This window comes from Anaerostipes sp. AF04-45, from assembly GCF_003461725.1.
GTDB lineage: Bacteria > Bacillota > Clostridia > Lachnospirales > Lachnospiraceae > Anaerostipes > Anaerostipes caccae.
Window position 1 is genome coordinate 15,605 of record NZ_QTXQ01000001.1, and the last position, 17,522, is coordinate 33,126.

The window sequence follows — 17,522 nt, forward strand, 5'->3', positions numbered from 1 at the left end:
GGATACAGAGTATTATATTCATCCGGTTTTTATTTGTCAACACATCTTGATAAAACGTCTCCATATCAAGTAAAATTGTGTTTAACAAGGAGGATTTATAAAAATGAAAATCAAAGGAAGCCTGGAGCAGGCCGTCTGTATTCTGCTGGTCATCGCCCATACCAAAGGCCATGCCCCTGTGAAAAGCTATACTCTCAGCGAACGTCTGGGGTTGTCAGACTCATACTTAAAGAAAATCATGCGCCAGCTGGTCGTGGCGGGCCTGGTCGATTCCGAAGCGGGAAAAAAGGGAGGATTTGTTTTAAAAAGGGCCCCGAAAAACATCAGTCTCCTGGATGTGTTCGAGGCCATTGAGAGTACCGCTCCATTTCTGTCCACTACAAATCTGGTAGATAAAGTATTCCCGAAGGAAAAAATGATTGCTCATGAAAAAGAACAGCAGATCATCTCTGTTTTTACCCGTGCAGAACAGGCTTACAGACAAAGTCTCTCACAATTTACACTGGATCATGTAGTCGCAGAGGATCTGCCTGACAGCTGATCCTCTCCCGCTCTTTATTATTTCTTTTTCCATTTTGCATAAAGTGTATAATTTGCACGCTTTCCTTTCGGTATGGTCTTGATTCTTTTCTTATATTTCTTAGATGTGTACCAGCCTTTAAACCGATACCCTTTCCGAGAGGGATTTTTCAACGGCACTTTTATATTGTAGTAACTGATCATATTCGCATTGTTGTTTTTGCCTTTATTGAGCCGGTATTTGACAGTATATCCTTTTGTTTTGCTGCTGTATGTTCCATACACTTTCCTGCCCGCAGAATCCCAACGGTAAGCTCTGATTCTGACATAATACACTGTATTTTTCTTAAGCCCTGTCAGTGTCTTTCCCCCGGCTGCAGTTTCCCATCGCTTCGTGGAACTTTTGCTGAAACCTGTATTCGGTGACACAGAAATCTCATAGCCCGCGGCACCGGGAACCTTAGAATAATCCACTGTCATCGTCGGTCCCAACGGATTCTTCATAGAGGTCAGCTTCGGTGCCGAAAGAGCGATCTTCTGCCATTTGGCATACAGTCTGCACTCCCTTTTCTGTGTAACAGATTCTACTCTCGATCGAAACCCTGCGTCTGCATACCAGCCTGCAAATAAATATCCATCCCTTGCCGGAGCTTTCAGACGCACCGGCGTATTCGAAAACTCAGAAGGATTATCTCTGTGGTTTCGGCCGCCGTTTAAGACATATTCAATAGAATAAGATCTGACAGATACTATAATGTTACAGCTGGCCTTTATGCCACTTCCGTCATTGGCTTTGGCAGTCACCACTGCCCGGCCCTGAGATAATGCAGTAACCTTTCCCGCGCTGTTTACTGAGGCAACCTTTGGATCTGAGCTGCTCCATTTTACCGTCTTATCCGCTGCATCCTGAGGCTGTACCTCTGCCCCTAAAGTAAATTTTTCTCCTGTATACAGTGTCTTCTCTGTCTGACTCAGCACAATCCTTTCCACCGGTTTTGGCTTTACTGTAACCTGACAGGATGAAGCGGCTTCGCTTCCGTCGTCGGCTTTTGCTGTGATACTTGCCGTACCCGGTGATACTGCCGTTACATTTCCATTATCGTCTACATCTGCCACAGAAATATCGGAGGAAGTCCACTGATATCCGCAGTCTGCATCGAATGGCAGAGCCCGGGCCTTCAGCTGAAAAGTTTCTCCAACAATCAGTTCTTTCGCATTTGGACTCAAAATTATGCTTGAAGCCTTTACATGATAGGACAGCAGGTCACTGTATGATATATCACTGTCTGAATACTCGCCAGTGTCAGAAACCGCCTGGACAGCAGCCTTGTACCCGCCTTTTCCATATCTGCTCAAATCTTTGGAACAATCCAGGCTCTCTGTACTGCTCTCTTCGTCTGTAAGAATCTCTTCGTCTCCTTTGAAAACTGTGACCAGATACCTGGATGCCCCGGGAACTTTTTCCCACGTAAGTTCACCGAATCCTTTTTCATCCCAAGTAATCTTTCTGGGCGCATCCAGCTGCGGGGCTTCCTTCAATGTTCCGATATATTTTTCGCCGCTTTTTTGTACAGGCAGCACATACCCCTTGGTATTTTTTAGCCTGACCCTGGAAATCTCAGTATTTCCAACAAAAGAATCTGCCGTCACATAAATACCCTCGGATATCATTCCCTGTTTTGGAAGAACTGTGATTGAAACCTGAGGATCAAAATCTTTAACAGTAATCTGGCTTCCGCTGGTGATCTGAAGATTTGCCTCCTGTCCGTCTGTCTCCAGTGATCCTGCCTTAATATCTCCATCTACGGTGAAAGATTGTGTTCCTCCTAATATGGTCAGCCAGCCGCTGCTCTCAATGCCTCCTCCTACAAATACAGCATCATTGTTCCACTCTTCCGGTGCCGCATTAATATAGCCCCAGCCGCTGATTTTCCCCTGGATAGATCCGTTATGCAGGATAAGGAATGCCTCCTCATTTTCTCCGTTTATATTCCCGTAAGTGCCGCTGAATATATCTACCTGCTGTCCCGCATCTCCAGATTTTATATATCTGATATCAGGCGGAGTCCCCTCCATCGTAAGATTATCTTCAAATACAGCCATATCTGTGTCGATCACAATGCCGTCCTGTCCGGCGCGCCCCGTAAAGTCCATGGTCAAAAAGCTGAATTCCGTGTATTCTCTGATTGTCAGAGGCTTGCTGACCGTAAGCTTAGCGGGAGCAGATCCGATACCGGAAATTGAAAACGTATGTCCCGGCAGGGAAAGTTCCAGCGGCTCATCGACTGTCGTGTCTCCCGAGATAATCAAGGATATGTTTTGTTTCCCGGATTTGGCGGCCTCCAGAGCCTTTTGTACAGATGCAAATGCCTGGTCTGCCGACTCCCCGGTATTCCCGTCGTTCCCCGATGTTCCGTCAATAAAATACACACTCTCCTTATTTTTTGGCGCGGCAAACCATCGTTTCCCTGATGACGTCTCCTCTGTGCGCATCTCCCATGCATTCACATCGTTTGAAAACGACAGACGTCCGTCTGAATCTTTTCTCTCCGAAACTACCTGTCCCCTAAACCATGGAGTGATCGTTCCCGAGCCATTTACCGTCCCCTTGACATAAAGATCAGAGCTGATGTCCAGATTGGCGTCTCCCTTCATATTCAGGTTCCCTTCCAGCGTGGTTCCGCCGTTAGTGCCCATCGTCAGAATAGAGCTAAGAGTCACATTTTTAACCTGAAACAGGTTATATGTGTTAAGAGGCGCGGCAATATTCAGCAGGTCAATATTCCGTGCTGCCTCCCTGAGATTCTGTTTTGTATAGATATTTACAACGGATGCCGTGTCCAGCCGGTCGGTCAGGGCATTGTCCCTGATCGTAACCTCTGTTCCTTCCAAAACTTTTGCCCCGTTTTTCCCATAACCGTATATTCCGGCAAAGTTTCCGCCGCCCACATCAATCCTTGCCCTCCGCCCTGAGACTTCTGTGGTGTCCGGACTTCCCGCATAAATATAGGCTTTCTGATTGTCATTTTCATTCACAAAACACTGGACCGTATCGGTCAGGGTCAACGAATATCCATTGACATAAAAACGCCTGGCCTCCTCATCAACAGAAGTAGTCTCAAGTTTGATCCTGTCAAACTTCAGATCACTCCCCAGAGTTATCCCATAACGGAGAGTCAGAGATACGCTCGGATGTTCTCCCCGGATTGTAAGTTTTTTCTCCTCAGGCGTTGTAATCCCCTTTTGATCCACATAGGAATCAATAATGACAATCGTTCCTCCGTCTGCTGCAGCCCGAAATGCCGCATTGATATCATGCAGCGGCTGCTCCTTTGTACTGCCGTCTCCAGACGGATATCCGTCTGATCCAGTCAGAAAGACCGTCTTAAGGCCTGATGATTTGACGGTGCTTCCCGCCGCAGATATTTTCACTGTCTGAAACAGCATTGAAAATACCATGACTGCGGCAAGGAAACAAGCTGTGATCCTTCTAAATCCTGTTAAGTTCAACTTAGTCCCCTCCTCAATATATTTGTGAATGTCCCCATATAATCATTAAATAAAAAATGCATTGCTGTCCTAAAAACGCAATGCATAAAAACTGCAGCTGGCTGTCATAATCAATAAAATCTTAGACCCTTTAGCTTTGCGCCGCAGGCTTTCACCTGTTTTGCCCAATATGTAATATTCCTTTCTTCTAATATACTTCATCCCAGAAACTGTTACAATGAAAAAGCCGTATGAATACAACATTCATATGGCTTTTTCCGAAAAACATGCTGCCTACTGTTTATTCACTGCAGCAATTCCTCCGCATACAAGAAGAATGGATGCGATATTAACCGCAGTAAAGACGTTTTCTTTTAAAAGCAGGCCGGAAAGCAGTGTTCCGAACACCGGAATCAGCAGATTATAGATGGAAATGGAACTGACCTGATAATGGGATAAAAGCCAGGTCCAGACGCTGAATGCAACAGCAGAAAGGACAGCCATGTAAAGAAGCAGGATCAGTCCGCTTGTTTGGAATGTCAAAGTTCCGTTTCCCGCATATCCAAAAATCAAAAGCAGGCTTCCTCCAAGCAGAAGCTGATATCCGGCGATCAGCATCACATTCATCGTCTGTGCCAGTTTCTTGCTGTAAATGGATGCGAGACTCTGTGACAGTGCTGCCAGTACAATGAATCCTTCTCCATTCCAGGCAAATCCGCCGAGACTCCCTCCTTTCAGATTGATCAGGACGATGCCGGAAAGTCCGACGGCACATCCTATGATTTTCTTCGCCGTCAGCCGGTCGCTCTTAAAGAAGAACGGAGCCAAAACTACCGGAAAGAATGCTGTAAATGAGTTGATAATCGACCCCTTGGCTCCCGTGGTATGCGCAAGTCCCACATAAAAGAAATAATACTGGATTGTCGTCTGAAGAATTCCAAGAGTCAAGAGATGTTTAAATGCCCCTTTTTTCGGCAGTGGCCTCTGTCTTGTCTGAACTCCCAAAACTGCAAGCACCATGAGTCCTGCCGCCGCGAAACGAATGCCTGCAAACAGCAGCTTGCTTCCGATATCGTCTCCCTGTATCTTGAAAATCTCGTAGCCCAATTTTACGCTGGGAAAGGCACTTCCCCATAAAAAAGTGGCAAGCACCGCGAGGGCTGCCATCAATGATTTATTCTTTATTTTCATAAATTCCTCCGCTCCTGATGATTCTTCTATTCTACCATGTTTTACAGACACATTAAGAATGATTTTCATCTGTATTTATTTTTATACAAACCGATTTTTTATTGACAAATGAGTCTTCTGGAGTATAATGGGAACCATTCAAGAACAAAGGCGTTCCGATCAAGAGATTGGAATGCCTTTTTTTCTTAAAATAAAAAAGAGGAGGAATTATATTATGATGAAGAAAGTTGTAGTTGTCATCAAACCCGAGAAGCTCACAGATGTAAAGCATATCCTGGAAGCTCACAAGGTATCCGGACTCATGATCTCCAATATCATGGGCTATGGAAATCAGAAAGGATTTACACAGAAATACAGAGGGAATGAATTGAATTCCAATCTGCTGCCTAAGATCAAAGTAGAATCTGTAATGCCGGAGGAAGTTGTTGAAAAGGTGACAAAAGATATCGTGAACACCGTCCGCACCGGCGAATTCGGAGACGGCAAGATCTTTATCTCACCCGTGGAAGAAGCAATCAGAATCCGTACCGGTGAAACCGGAAAAGACGCTTTATAATCTAATCGGCAGAAATATGAAAACAATAACATACTTACATCATTATCAAAGGGGATAATGCAGCCAGGCCATAAACGGCAGGCACGCATTGTCCCCTTTTTGTCTTAAAGGAGGATATTAATATGGACGTACAGCAGTTATTAAATATTGTATGGACTTGCATCGCAGCTTTCCTTGTCTTCTTCATGCAGGCAGGCTTCGCAATGGTCGAGACAGGTTTTACAAGAGCGAAAAACTCAAGCAACATCATTATGAAAAACTTGATGGACTTTGTCCTCGGTACTCTTTGTTTCTTTGTCATCGGATTTGCTCTGATGTTCGGAGGCAGCAATCCCATCGTCGGCACCACAGGCTTTTTTGATCCGACATCCATTGACCTGCAGCAATTTAAAGATCTTACACCCGGTGTCTTTATGATCTTCCAGACTGTATTCTGTGCCACAGCCGCCACCATCGTTTCCGGCGCCATGGCAGAGCGCACAAAATTTTCTTCCTATCTGATTTACAGTGCGCTGATCAGTCTGATCATTTACCCGATCACCGGACACTGGATTTGGGGCGGCGGATGGCTGGCTGAGTTAGGGTTTCATGATTTTGCAGGTTCCACTGCAGTCCATTCTGTCGGCGGATGGCTGGCACTGGTCGGTGCTGCGACAGTCGGTCCCCGTATCGGAAAATACAAAGCCGACGGAACTCCAAGAGCGATCCCGGCTCATAATATTGCGCTCGGCGCATTAGGAGTCTTTATTTTATGGTTCTGCTGGTTCGGATTTAACTGCGGTTCCACGACTGCTGCCACCGATACTCTCGGTTCCATCGCCATGACCACGAACCTGGCCGCCGCCGCATCCACGTTAGTGGCGCTGGTTATCACCTGGATGCGTTATGGTAAACCCGATGTTTCCATGACTCTGAACGGTTCCCTTGCCGGCCTCGTAGGTATCACAGCCGGATGTGATGTCGTATCCAACTACGGCGCAATCGCCATCGGTGCCATCTGCGGAGTCGTTGTAGTCGCAGTCATTGAACTGCTTGACAAAAAAATAAAAATTGATGACCCGGTCGGAGCCTGTGGTGTGCATCTGGCCTGCGGTGTGGCAGGAACCCTCCTGACAGCCTTCTTCGCAACCGGAGATTCCTTAAAGCTTATGGATATCACAAGAGGTGCATTCATCAAAGCACAGTTCATCGGTGTCGCTGCCGTTGCAGCTTACTGTATTGTCGGCGGGCTCATCATCTTCCAGGGACTGAAGCATACCATCGGACTTCGGGCTTCCGAGGAAGAAGAAATTGCAGGTATGGATATATCAGAGCATGGTATTTCCGGTTATGCAGATTTCCCACTGAAAAGCGATCATTAATATTAGTGATATAACCGGGGTCCTCTCCCCCGCTTATATAAAAAGCTGGAATTCGACTAGTTTTTACTAACATGACGACTAATCTCTGACAAACTTAAGACATTTCAATTTAACTCTAATATAATACTTCAAGATTGTTTTGCTGAAAAACCCCTGAGGATGTGCTCAGGGGTTTTCTCTCGTTTCATAGGAAAGTTCTGCGGCCTTCCCTATTAAATAAAAACGCTCCGCGGGCTGTACACAGATGCGTATTGAGGGGTTGGGGAGTTGAAGCGGCCTGCCCACTTTGTTCTATTTTATCACTTTGCTTTTTTCATGGTTAGGATCACAAATCCGGCCATGGATGCGGCCGTCAGCAGCAGCATTCCCTGCACCGGCCTTCTGTCTGAAGTCTTTGCCGCGTTTGTCTTTGATGCACTTCCGTTCCTCTTACTGTATTCCCAGTCCGGAGGGTTCTTCTTTTTTGTTTTCCCTCCACTGTCTTTTTTACTGTCTTCCCCCTGCTCTTTCTTTCCGTCTCCTGTCTGTGTCTGCTTCTCCGGTGTCTTCTCCCATTTTGCTCTCAGTGTCATGCCATCATGGACTGGTGTTTTGAAGTCCCATTCTTTTTCTGTCCCGTTCTCATCCGTGTAAAACCATCCCGCAAACTCATATCCGTCTTTCTTCGGCTCTTTGGGACGGACCAGGCGGTTCCCGCCTTCCACCGTCTGTACCTCCGGTGTGTAGTCTCCTCCGTTGGGATCAAAGACTACCTGATGTTTTCCGGTCAGCGTTACTTTCACCTGCACCTTTGTGCCGTCCTCCATCGAGAAGGTCATCCCAAACATTCCCGTCTTTCCTGCCTTTTTCGCCTCATTCAGCGCAGTCAGCTGGTTTTTGTCCGCTTTAAGGTCCAGAGTGTCTCCATTTTTGTTCTTTCCCCGGGCCTTACAGAGTTCTATGATCTCTTCTTCTGTAAACGCCTCTCCTCCGGTCTCATGCTCCGCATCGTCAGCCCCGATGGCTGCAGCCGGGTTCTCCGGATCATACGCTGTCCCGTCACTTCCCTCATCTGTAAGATACACAGTAACTGCCACTTCGGTTCCGCCCTCTGTCTTTATGGTCAGCGGAAACTCTCCTTTGGCCCCTGCTTTCTTTGCCTGATTGATCTTCTCCACCTGACTGCTGTCAGCCAGGCTGATCTGCCCCTCCGGAAGGGGGTTTCCGTCCTGGTCAAGCCCTGATGCCTTGGTCATGGCCAGCAGCTGCTCTTCTGAGAATGCAGCTCCCCCGGTTTTACTGATCACATCTTTTCCTTTCAGCGTTTCCCCGTTTTCTGGGTTCTCCGTGGTCTGGTCATATTTGACCAGGGTCACGCTGATCACGGCTTTCTCCCCGTCTGCGGTCTCGTAGGTCAGCGGAAAGACCCCGGCCTTCCCTGCCGTCTTTGCATCGTTGATCTTTTTATATTGTTCTGCATTTAAAAGATAGTCTACGTAGGAGATATTGTTCCCCTCCGGGTCCTTCCCCTTCAGCTCCCCAAGCTTCTTGATCTCCTCTTCTTCAAACGCCTCTCCCCCTGTTTCCTCTTCAAAGTCGTTCGCACCGATCATTGACGTCGGTTTCTCCGGATCGATCTGGGCCGCATCGGTCCCGTCCATTCGAAAGGATACGGTGACCGTAGCCTTAGTTCCATTTGCCGTTGTGAAAGTAAGAGGGAAATCCCCGATCTGCCCTTTCTTCTTTGCCTCGTTGATCGCTTCCAGCTGTGTTTCATCGGCGATGCTCAGCTCATCGGCCGGGAAATATTCACCGTTTTCCTGCTTTCCCGTTACCTTGGTCAGCTGTTTTAGCTGTTCCCCGGTAAACGGTTCTCCGCCGCTCTTGCTGATCAGGTGGTTGGCTCCGATCTGTTCTTTGCTGGTCTTGTCAATGTCATTGGCATCCCGGAACGGTCCGAAATAGACCTTTGTATAAAACCTTCCGACCTTGATATCCGTCGGTCCTGAAAAAGGCGTGCCGTCCATGAACGTATAGTCTGTCAATGAAGTACCGTCCTTGATATACCCCTGATAGCCGGTATCCGGAGATGCCTTGACGTTTTTCACCTTGCTGTTTCCTCCGCCGGACCCGATCCCCGGCATACTGGATCCTGAATCCCCGATCGCCGTGACCACCGTGTCTCTTCCGCTGATGACTACATTTTCTGTCTCTTGAGTTTGAAAAGAGGTAAAAGCATCTAAAGTACCAGACGCACCGATGCCCGGGGCATACTGTCCTCCCGTTGCCTTTACCGTTCCTCCCGTGGTCCTGATGCCGTCTACCTTTGTGCCCATCCCGGAACCGATACCGGAGCCATACTGGGTCCCCACAGCGGTTACGTTCCCGCCCGAGATCAGGATATCTTTTGTATAGCCGCCTCTTTCCTGTGCCCGGCAGGCCGCTCCGATCCCTGGACAGTGTGCTCCGGCAGACGCCTCGATGTTGCCTCCTTTGATCGTAAAGTTGACAAACCCGGTCTCGATGGGCTTTGTATCCGGATTGATGGCCACCCGGTAAGTACCCCCGATAGCTCCGGCATGGCTTTTGCTCGGATCTCCTTTTGCGGATAAGGAACCGCAGCTTTCATCACAGCGGTGTCCTTTTTTGTCTTCGTTCTCGCACTGAATCGTCAGGGAGCCATCCATCCCGTCTTTTGTGATCGCATTTCCGTTCTTATACTTGTCAGCCGTACCTCCGGCCTGACTGTACAGACGGTTTTTTCGTACCAGTGTGATGACCACATCGGCATGGGAGACATTGATACAGTCGAGCTTTGTGATATCCACGGTAATGTCCACGTTGTCCAGAGTGATTGCCGTGGTCACTCCAGGCTCTGCCACCAGATGATACTTTGTCGTGGTCCCGGTGATCCAGTATCCCTTTTCGTTCAGGGCATCGTCCACCGCAGTGCCGTTCAGAGTGGCTCCTTTAGAAGTGATGATGATATCTCCTTTGCTGATATCCAGCCTGGTCTGTCCGTTTTCGGCCTTCTTAACATCTAAGCGGGATGATTTCTTTTTTCTGGAAATACCCCCCCCCGATTTCCTGGGAGACTTTTGCTTCTTTCACCCCTTGCTTTTCTGTTATTTCCTGATTTTTCTCACTGGCTGCTGCCGATGCAGACTCTGGCTGTTCCTCTGTCTGTACTCCCGTCTCCTCCTGCAAAGCACTCTCATCAGCCTCAGCAGTTACTGCTTCTTCCGTTCTCTCTGCCGGTGCTGCTGAAACGATTCCTTGTCCCACAGTCAGCAGTGCTGCCAGAATGACAGCAAACCATTGTTTTTTCCTTTTCATCCTGTGATCCCTCCATGATAAATTTTTATGTACTTTCAGACATGTTGCTACGTATGTCAGGTAATGTGAAGAAATAAAAAAGTTAGTTCTATTATGACAAAAAAAGTGCCCCTCCCGGGACACTTTTTCAATAACATTATGATACAGATTCTACTCTTTTGCTTTCCTCTCCACAAGCCCCATCATCATCAGCTGATAGCTCACCAGATATCCGATCATGATCCATATAATTCCTGTGAAGAAAGAAATCCCCGCCGTAAGGCCGATGGTTCCGATCAGTTCACATGGTACCCTGGCATAGATAGACATTTGAAAAATCTTCCCGAATGCCATGGGCTGGTTTCTGGTTTTCATATTCAGAGACACCAGCCAGGAGATCAGCAGACAGTAAAACAAATACTGAAGGACGATTCCTGCATAGACAAAAAGCAGGGAGACAAAGATCAGGAAGTAGACCAATGGAAGCATATTCGCCATATCCTGATTCGTAAATGTGACATTTTTCATGGTGCTGAAATTCTTTGTTATGGTCTGTCCCATGACAGAAGTCTTGACCACCATATTATTCTTTGAAAAATGAACTTCATCGGAATATTTATCATCGAAGTCATCTGCCCCAACGGACTTTTTATTTGAATCTGCCGAGATATGAAGTGCACCCAGGTTGAAATCAACCGCGCGTTCCAGCTTTAATTGTCCGTCTTTCAGTTCAAAGGCTGGCAGCCGGTTCATGACAAAGTTTCTCGGGCCTCCCACACTCACAGCAAATCCTGCCAGATCCATCACCGGTCCAAGCAGAGTGATCACCAGACCCATCAGTAATGTAAATATAGCTACTTTCCATTTTTTCACGTTCAGCAGTTTCTTATACTGCCTCGGTTTGGTGCAGGCAATGTAGAACTGCTCCAAAATGCTTATTTTTTCTGTACTTTGCATTCTTATTTTTCCTCGTATATGATGCTTTCCAACAATTTCTCTTTGGCCTCTGTTCCAAGCAGAAGTTCCGCCAGTTTCCCCGCAAACGGAATGGCAGTTCCCATACCCCGGCTGGTAATCACCCTGCCGTCAACGACAACGGATTCCGTCACATATTCTGCTTCTCCAAGCCCATCCTCCTGACCGGGATAACAGGTCGCTTTCTTTCCGTCTAAAAATCCATACTTTCCAAGCACTGTCGGTGCGGCGCAGATCGCTGCCAGATATTTTCCATTATCATACGCCTTTTTCAAAAGCTTCGCAAGTCCTTCATGCTCTCTCAGCGCGATGGTGCCCGGCATTCCTCCCGGAAGCACGTACATGGCTCCTTCCGGCTCCAGCACTTCGTGGAACATGCAGTCTGCCTCCACTTCGATATGATGGGAGCCTGTGATCATCTTAGAAGGTCCCACAGAAACCATAATCACTTCAATTCCCGCCCGGCGCAGCATGTCTACAACGGTCAGCCCCTCGATCTCTTCAAATCCATCCGCTAAAAATACAAATACCTTATTCATAAGTTCATCGTCCTTTCTTAATCTGTTCAAAACGAAAACATTCTTTTACTACTACTTTATGTAAAACAAGCAGGCATATCAGGTTTGGTACTGCCATCAGCCCGTTCATTGTGTCCGAAAAATTCCATACAAGCTGGAGCGGCACGGTGGCCCCCACAAAGATTACAAACGAGTATACAACACGGTATAATTTAATATAAGAAGTCTTTTTCACCAGGTATTCCAGCGCTTTCTCTCCGTAATACTCCCATCCTATGATCGTGGAAAAGGCAAACATGACGATCCCCAGACCGACGCATATCTCTCCTGCCGGTCCAAGTGCCTTTTCAAATGCTTTCATCGTCAGCGCCGCTCCGGTGATCAGCTTGCCGTGGGAATCCACGCTTCCGAGCACCCCCGAGGAAGCCACGATGAGGCCTGTAACACTGCATACGACCAGCGTGTCAAAGAACGTCCCCGTCATGTTGATATATCCCTGCCTGGAGGGATGATCCGTCTTAGCCGCTGCCGCAACGATCGGCGCAGAGCCCAGACCTGCCTCGTTGGAAAAGATTCCTCTGGCGATTCCCCACCTCATGGAAGAAAATAATCCTGAGACAATCGTACCTCCGACTCCCCCTGCCACAGCCCTCGGAGAAAGGCCCATTTTGAAGATCATTGCGATCCCCTGCCCGAGATTGGCCCTGTTCATATAGATGACAGCAATGCCCATCACAAAATAAAACACCGCCATCTTCGGTACAAAAAATCCGCACACCCTGCCGATGCTTTTGATCCCTCCGATCAGGATGGACAATGCCAGCAGAGCGATCACAGCTCCGGTCAGCCAGTGGGGAGTCCCCCAAAGGCCTGCCATTGACTCGGCAATGGAATTGGCCTGGGTCATATTCCCGATGCCGAAAGATGCAAATACAGTAAATAAGGAAAAGAAAAATGCCAGCACGAGACCGATCCATTTGATTTTAAAACCATTCTTCATGGCATACATAGGTCCGCCGCACATCTCTCCGTTTTCATTGACTTCCCGGTACTTCACCGCCAGAACACTCTCCGCATATTTGGTGGAAAGCCCGAAGAGGGCACTGATCCACATCCACAGAAATGCCCCTGGACCGCCCATGACCATGGCGGTGCTGACGCCGACGATATTTCCGGTTCCTATGGTAGCTGCCAGAGCTGTCATCAATGACTGGAATCCGGAGATATCCCCGTCTTCTCCCCCGCTTTTATCCCTGACAAACACCATCTTTAAGGCATAGGGCAGATTCCTCCACGGAAGAAATTTAAGGCGTATGGTCAGAAAAATACCTGTCCCCATCAAGAGCACAAGCATGACAGGTCCCCATACAAAATCATTGATCGCTTTCATAAACTACCTCCCTGTATCTTTCCGGCCCGAGCACAGAAAGATCCTATTTAACTACTTTAATGAAAAAAAATGAAAAAGTCAACGCCGTGCAACTTTTTTCATTGACTTTTCATAAATGAATCGTTACAATAATAGATGTGTTTCACGGGTCTGTAGTTAAATGGATATAACAGCCCCCTCCTAAGGGGCCGTTGTGGGTTCGATTCCCGCCAGGCCTATTTTATAAAAAGTTCCGTTTTAACGGGACTTTTTTTGTTTCTCAGGAAAAACTTGTACATAAGAACATGACAAGCTTTTCCTGAGAAACAAAAAACGCTCCGCGAGGCTGTACACAAATGCGTAAGGAAATGATTTGACTGCGTCAAATCGCATTTGGCACACAAAACTGTCAGGCACTCTAAAAATTCAGAATCAAAAAATTGTGACAGCCTGCCAATTTTGTATTTTAAATTTCTCAGGAATATGTTGATAGATTAGTTTATGCTGTCAGGAGGTTATATTATGATAGACGCCATCTTAAACCGGCGCAGTATCCGGAAATTCAAAAAAACTGATGTTTCTCCTACTATTATAGAGGAGATCATTCAGGCCGGTATTCTGGCCCCGTCTTCAAAAACCAGGCAGCCATGGCGGTTTACCGTCGTCTCAGGCGCTGCAAAAGCCGGGATGCTCTCGGTTATGGAACAGGGTATTCTAAGAGAAGAAGTGAATCCACTTCTGCCGGACAGCAGCGCCCATCTGAACGGTGCGCGCTGTACCCTTGAAATTATGAGACAGGCTCCGGTTACGATCTTCATCACCAATGCTTTAGGCCTTGACCTGTCGCGCTCTCTGACAGAAGAAGACCGTATTTCTGAAATCTGCAATGCCCAGTCGATTGGAGCCGCAATCCAGAATATGACTCTTACCGCCTGTGAACTTGGGTTGGGAAGCCTGTGGATCTGTGATATTTTCTTTGCCCTTGAAGAGCTGACAACATGGCTTCACGCGGAAGGCCAGCTTTTTGCCGCACTGGCAGTCGGATATGCGGATGAATCCCCTGATCCCCGGCCGAGAAATGACATCAGCTGTATTACCAGATGGAAAACCGAATAGTTTGTTTCGTTCCATGAATAAGCCCCTTTACTTTCCCGAAAGAAAAAGTAAAGGGGCTTGATCAATTTGCATACTCATCATGAATCAATAAGCCTGTTTTCTCTATTATTCAGGAAAACCGCAAGAATGATGAAAACCCTTCTGCCCTGTGCAGTTATAATCAATTCCAGTGAAAGGAGAATGAAAAATGCATCACACAAAAATAGAACAGATCATATCGGTCATCGACTATATTGAATCTCATCTGTCCGAAAAACTGGACCTGGAAATCATCTCCGGAGCAATGCACTATTCAAAATATCACCTGCACCGGATGTTCACTGCTGCTGTGGGCCTGACCCTGCACGATTATATTCAGCGCCGGCGCCTGACTGAGGCCGCTAAACTGCTTGTCTTTTCAGAACAGCCGATTCTTGATATCGCTCTGAAGTCAGGATATGAAAGCCAGCAGGCCTTTTCAAATATTTTTACGGCAATGTATAAGACATCTCCGGGAAAATACAGAGATAATGAAAAATTCTATCCCCTTCAGCTTAAATTTGATTTTGGAGGTAACTATCCTATGTTAAACAGCAAAGAAGCTTCGAACTGGAATGTGACATTCGCGGCAGAAAATGACATCCCCTGCTGGATGGAACTGGTACGCCTTGTCATTGACGGGTTTCCACACCTGCATGCGGATGAATATGAAACAGTTCTGCGCCAAAAGATCAGAGCAAAGCAGGCATTGATCTTAAAAGACGGAAACAGCGCAGTGGGTGCCATGCTCTTTTCGTATCAAACCGGTGCGATTGATTTCATGGGTGTACATCCTCTGTATAGAAAAAAAGGCATACCAAAAGCCTTTCTTGAGAAAGTCATGACAGAATTGCTGAACGGAAAAGAAATCAGCATTACCACGTTCAGAGAGGGGGATAAGGCAGACACAGGGCACCGCAGAGAAATCCAGGACCTGGGATTTGCAGAGGCGGAACTGCTCATTGAATTCGGCTATCCCACGCAAAGGTTTGTTTTGAACAGGGAGGAGCAGAATCATGGAAAATAAAGAATTACAGTTCCCGGATGAATGGGAGCACCTTACCTTCATCCAGACCAGGCTTGACCAGGCGCTTGGCGAGGCGAAGGAATCTGTCAGCCGGCTGGACCGGCAGTACACAGATGCCAGACAATATATGTCCGATGCCCGGGGAGAGATCGATCCTCATGAAATGTTTCAAAATGAGCTGCTTTTAAAACAGACTGACCACACAGGCGCATTTGCAGCCGAAATGTATGAAAGGCTCTGCAAATTAAAGGATTCTCCCTATTTTGCCCGGATTGATTTTTGTGAAAAAGGAAGCTTAAAGCCGGAAACATATTATATCGGACGTTTTTCTTTCCGCCATGGATATGAACTTTTGATCCTTGACTGGCGGGCGCCAATCTCCGGTATGTTCTATGATTACGAGATCGGTCCGGCCGGATTTGATGCGCCGTCGGGCAGGATTGAGGGAAGCCTTACAAAGAAACGGCAGTTTGGCATCAAAAACGGGATCCTTACATATGCCCTTGAGACTTCTGCAAATATACAGGATGACGTCCTTCAGAAAGAACTGAGCCATACTTCCAGCGAAAAGATGAAGACGATCATTTCTACGATTCAAAAGGAGCAAAACCGGATCATACGGGATGAAGAAACCGAGACATTGATTATCCAGGGGGCTGCCGGTTCAGGAAAAACTTCCATAGCACTGCACCGCATCGCCTTTCTCCTCTACCGTCTGAAAGACCGTCTCAGTTCCAAAAACGTGACCATTCTTTCCCCAAATAAAGTGTTTGGAGATTATATTTCAAACGTCATCCCTGAACTCGGTGAGGAACCCATCTATGAATTGAGTTTCTCCGAACTTGCCGGAATCCAGCTGGAACATTACGTTGATTTTGAATCAGAAAAAGATCCTCTGGAATTTAACGATGGGTCCTATATACAGAGAGTCCGTTTTAAGTCATCGCTGGATTTTGTACGTCTCATGGATATTTATATAGAAGAAATGCCCCATCAGATCTTTGTTCCTGACGATGTGTCCTTTGGCCATTTTAAGGCGGAAAAAGAATGGATCACGAAACGGTTTGACGCATACAGAAAACACCCTGTTAAGCAGCGTCTGCAAATGACGGCAGACGATATCTGTGACCGGTTTCATTCCGAAAATACCATGCAGGAAGATCTGCCAAGTGCCAGTCAAATATTGAAAAAGCTGACTTCTATGCTTTCTGTGAAAAGTACTCTTGCACTATACAAAGATTTTTACAGAAAAGCGGGAGTACCGGAAATGCTGGTGCTGCCAGCAAAAAGCACTCTGGAATGGCCTGATGTATATCCTTTTCTGTACCTGAGCGCTGCCTTTGAAGGATTAAACGTAAGCAGGATCACAAAACACCTGGTGATCGATGAAATGCAGGATTACACTCCGATACAGTATGCTGTCATCAATCTTTTATTTCCATGTTCAAAAACTATTATTGGTGATTTCGGGCAGTCCGTACATCCATATCACCTTCACAGCCTGGAAGATATCAGGACTGTTTATAAAGCTGGAAAGTTTACGGAACTGAAGAAAAGCTACCGCTCTACGTATGAAATCATGACGTTTGCCAAATGTATTCTTGGTACTGACTCCTTAGAGCCGGTGGAGCGCCGCGGTGAACCGCCTGCCTTCTATGCCTGTGCCGATGAAGCGGACCATCTTGACAGACTTAAAACTGCTGTCAGACATTTTATAGAGGGACGCAGTTCTTCTCTTGGGATCATCACAAAAACAAATGCCGGGGCCTCTGCAGTTTTTAATCTGCTTACGAAAGAATTTGAAGTCCATCTCCTCACTCCCGAGAGTACCAGTTTTCAGAACGGCATCACGGTCACTTCCGTCAGGATGTCCAAAGGCCTGGAATTTGATGAAGTCATCCTCCCCGATGCAGACAGCAGAACTTACAAAGCCGAACATGATAAAAATCTGCTTTATATTGCCTGCACAAGAGCCATGCACCGGCTGACCCTCCTATATACCGGAGAAATCTCCCGCTTCGCGGAGCGTGCCCTGGAGAACGATATATGATATAATATGTCTATATTAAAATGAGCACGTGAAAAGGAG

At 47.0% G+C, this 17,522-nt stretch carries 13 protein-coding genes, 1 tRNA gene and 1 riboswitch; of the genes, 7 read left to right on the forward strand and 7 right to left on the reverse strand.

The window, feature by feature from the left end; all coding sequences use genetic code 11:
* Window positions 1–103: 103 nt before the first annotated feature.
* Window positions 104–541, forward strand: a complete 438-nt coding sequence (locus DWV34_RS00060; RefSeq protein WP_006568657.1) for an Rrf2 family transcriptional regulator — start codon at window positions 104–106, stop codon at window positions 539–541.
* A 17-nt stretch (window positions 542–558) separates the two neighbouring features.
* Here DWV34_RS00060 and DWV34_RS00065 read toward each other — a convergent pair whose 3' ends face one another.
* Window positions 559–4,029, reverse strand: coding sequence for an Ig-like domain-containing protein (locus DWV34_RS00065; RefSeq protein ID WP_118475031.1), 3,471 nt, complete (start codon window positions 4,027–4,029; stop codon window positions 559–561).
* Between the two features lie 89 nt (window positions 4,030–4,118).
* Window positions 4,119–4,204, reverse strand: a riboswitch (cyclic di-GMP riboswitch).
* Window positions 4,205–4,302: 98 nt separating this feature from the next.
* On the reverse strand, window positions 4,303–5,199 hold the full coding sequence (locus DWV34_RS00070; RefSeq protein WP_009289189.1) for a DMT family transporter: 897 nt from the start codon (window positions 5,197–5,199) through the stop codon (window positions 4,303–4,305).
* Between the two features lie 217 nt (window positions 5,200–5,416).
* Here DWV34_RS00070 and DWV34_RS00075 point away from each other — a divergent pair, with 217 nt between their 5' ends.
* Window positions 5,417–5,755 carry a P-II family nitrogen regulator gene (locus DWV34_RS00075; RefSeq protein ID WP_039930244.1) on the forward strand — a complete coding sequence of 113 codons (339 nt, stop codon included), beginning with the start codon at window positions 5,417–5,419 and terminating at the stop codon, window positions 5,753–5,755.
* Window positions 5,756–5,877: 122 nt separating this feature from the next.
* Window positions 5,878–7,116 (forward strand): ammonium transporter, encoded by a 1,239-nt coding sequence (locus DWV34_RS00080; RefSeq protein ID WP_006568664.1) that lies wholly within the window; start codon window positions 5,878–5,880, stop codon window positions 7,114–7,116.
* A gap of 299 nt (window positions 7,117–7,415) precedes the next feature.
* Here the strand turns inward: DWV34_RS00080 and DWV34_RS00085 are convergent, their stop codons facing one another.
* From DWV34_RS00085 to DWV34_RS00105, 5 genes are all read right to left on the reverse strand, one after another.
* Window positions 7,416–10,040: an InlB B-repeat-containing protein gene (locus DWV34_RS00085; protein ID WP_118475033.1), complete on the reverse strand. Its 2,625-nt coding sequence runs from the start codon at window positions 10,038–10,040 to the stop codon at window positions 7,416–7,418.
* 88 nt (window positions 10,041–10,128) lie between these two features.
* On the reverse strand, window positions 10,129–10,431 hold the full coding sequence (locus DWV34_RS00090; protein WP_006568666.1) for a hypothetical protein: 303 nt from the start codon (window positions 10,429–10,431) through the stop codon (window positions 10,129–10,131).
* 150 nt (window positions 10,432–10,581) lie between these two features.
* Complete coding sequence (locus DWV34_RS00095; RefSeq protein ID WP_006568667.1) at window positions 10,582–11,367, reverse strand: DUF1189 family protein; 786 nt, start codon at window positions 11,365–11,367, stop codon at window positions 10,582–10,584.
* A gap of 2 nt (window positions 11,368–11,369) precedes the next feature.
* Window positions 11,370–11,924: a DJ-1 family glyoxalase III gene (locus DWV34_RS00100; RefSeq protein ID WP_009289194.1), complete on the reverse strand. Its 555-nt coding sequence runs from the start codon at window positions 11,922–11,924 to the stop codon at window positions 11,370–11,372.
* Between the two features lie 4 nt (window positions 11,925–11,928).
* Window positions 11,929–13,293: an alanine/glycine:cation symporter family protein gene (locus DWV34_RS00105; protein WP_006568669.1), complete on the reverse strand. Its 1,365-nt coding sequence runs from the start codon at window positions 13,291–13,293 to the stop codon at window positions 11,929–11,931.
* Window positions 13,294–13,439: 146 nt separating this feature from the next.
* Between DWV34_RS00105 and DWV34_RS00110 the strand changes: the two genes are divergently transcribed.
* The 4 genes from DWV34_RS00110 (at window position 13,440) to DWV34_RS00125 (ending at window position 17,483) form a co-directional block, all read left to right on the forward strand.
* A tRNA-Arg gene (locus DWV34_RS00110) sits at window positions 13,440–13,511 on the forward strand.
* Window positions 13,512–13,794: 283 nt separating this feature from the next.
* On the forward strand, window positions 13,795–14,388 hold the full coding sequence (locus DWV34_RS00115) for a nitroreductase family protein (protein ID WP_009289195.1): 594 nt from the start codon (window positions 13,795–13,797) through the stop codon (window positions 14,386–14,388).
* Window positions 14,389–14,575: 187 nt separating this feature from the next.
* Entirely contained in the window at window positions 14,576–15,433 is an 858-nt protein-coding gene (locus DWV34_RS00120) for a GNAT family N-acetyltransferase (RefSeq protein ID WP_006568672.1), read from the forward strand.
* Window positions 15,423–17,483 (forward strand): HelD family protein, encoded by a 2,061-nt coding sequence (locus DWV34_RS00125; RefSeq protein ID WP_118475035.1) that lies wholly within the window; start codon window positions 15,423–15,425, stop codon window positions 17,481–17,483. The genes DWV34_RS00120 and DWV34_RS00125 overlap by 11 nt, the downstream gene beginning before the upstream one ends.
* Window positions 17,484–17,522: the final 39 nt, after the last annotated feature.

Bases quoted from the DNA above. Each gene is read 5' to 3' on its own strand.
- DWV34_RS00080 (WP_006568664.1), top strand. From the start codon at position 5,878: ATGGACGTACAGCAGTTATTAAATATTGTATGGACTTGCATCGCAGCT.
- DWV34_RS00100 (WP_009289194.1), bottom strand. From the start codon at position 11,924: ATGAATAAGGTATTTGTATTTTTAGCGGATGGATTTGAAGAGATCGAG.
- DWV34_RS00070 (WP_009289189.1), bottom strand. From the start codon at position 5,199: ATGAAAATAAAGAATAAATCATTGATGGCAGCCCTCGCGGTGCTTGCC.
- DWV34_RS00095 (WP_006568667.1), bottom strand. From the start codon at position 11,367: ATGCAAAGTACAGAAAAAATAAGCATTTTGGAGCAGTTCTACATTGCC.
- DWV34_RS00060 (WP_006568657.1), top strand. From the start codon at position 104: ATGAAAATCAAAGGAAGCCTGGAGCAGGCCGTCTGTATTCTGCTGGTC.
- DWV34_RS00090 (WP_006568666.1), bottom strand. From the start codon at position 10,431: ATGAAAAGGAAAAAACAATGGTTTGCTGTCATTCTGGCAGCACTGCTG.
- DWV34_RS00120 (WP_006568672.1), top strand. From the start codon at position 14,576: ATGCATCACACAAAAATAGAACAGATCATATCGGTCATCGACTATATT.
- DWV34_RS00105 (WP_006568669.1), bottom strand. From the start codon at position 13,293: ATGAAAGCGATCAATGATTTTGTATGGGGACCTGTCATGCTTGTGCTC.
- DWV34_RS00125 (WP_118475035.1), top strand. From the start codon at position 15,423: ATGGAAAATAAAGAATTACAGTTCCCGGATGAATGGGAGCACCTTACC.
- DWV34_RS00075 (WP_039930244.1), top strand. From the start codon at position 5,417: ATGAAGAAAGTTGTAGTTGTCATCAAACCCGAGAAGCTCACAGATGTA.
- DWV34_RS00115 (WP_009289195.1), top strand. From the start codon at position 13,795: ATGATAGACGCCATCTTAAACCGGCGCAGTATCCGGAAATTCAAAAAA.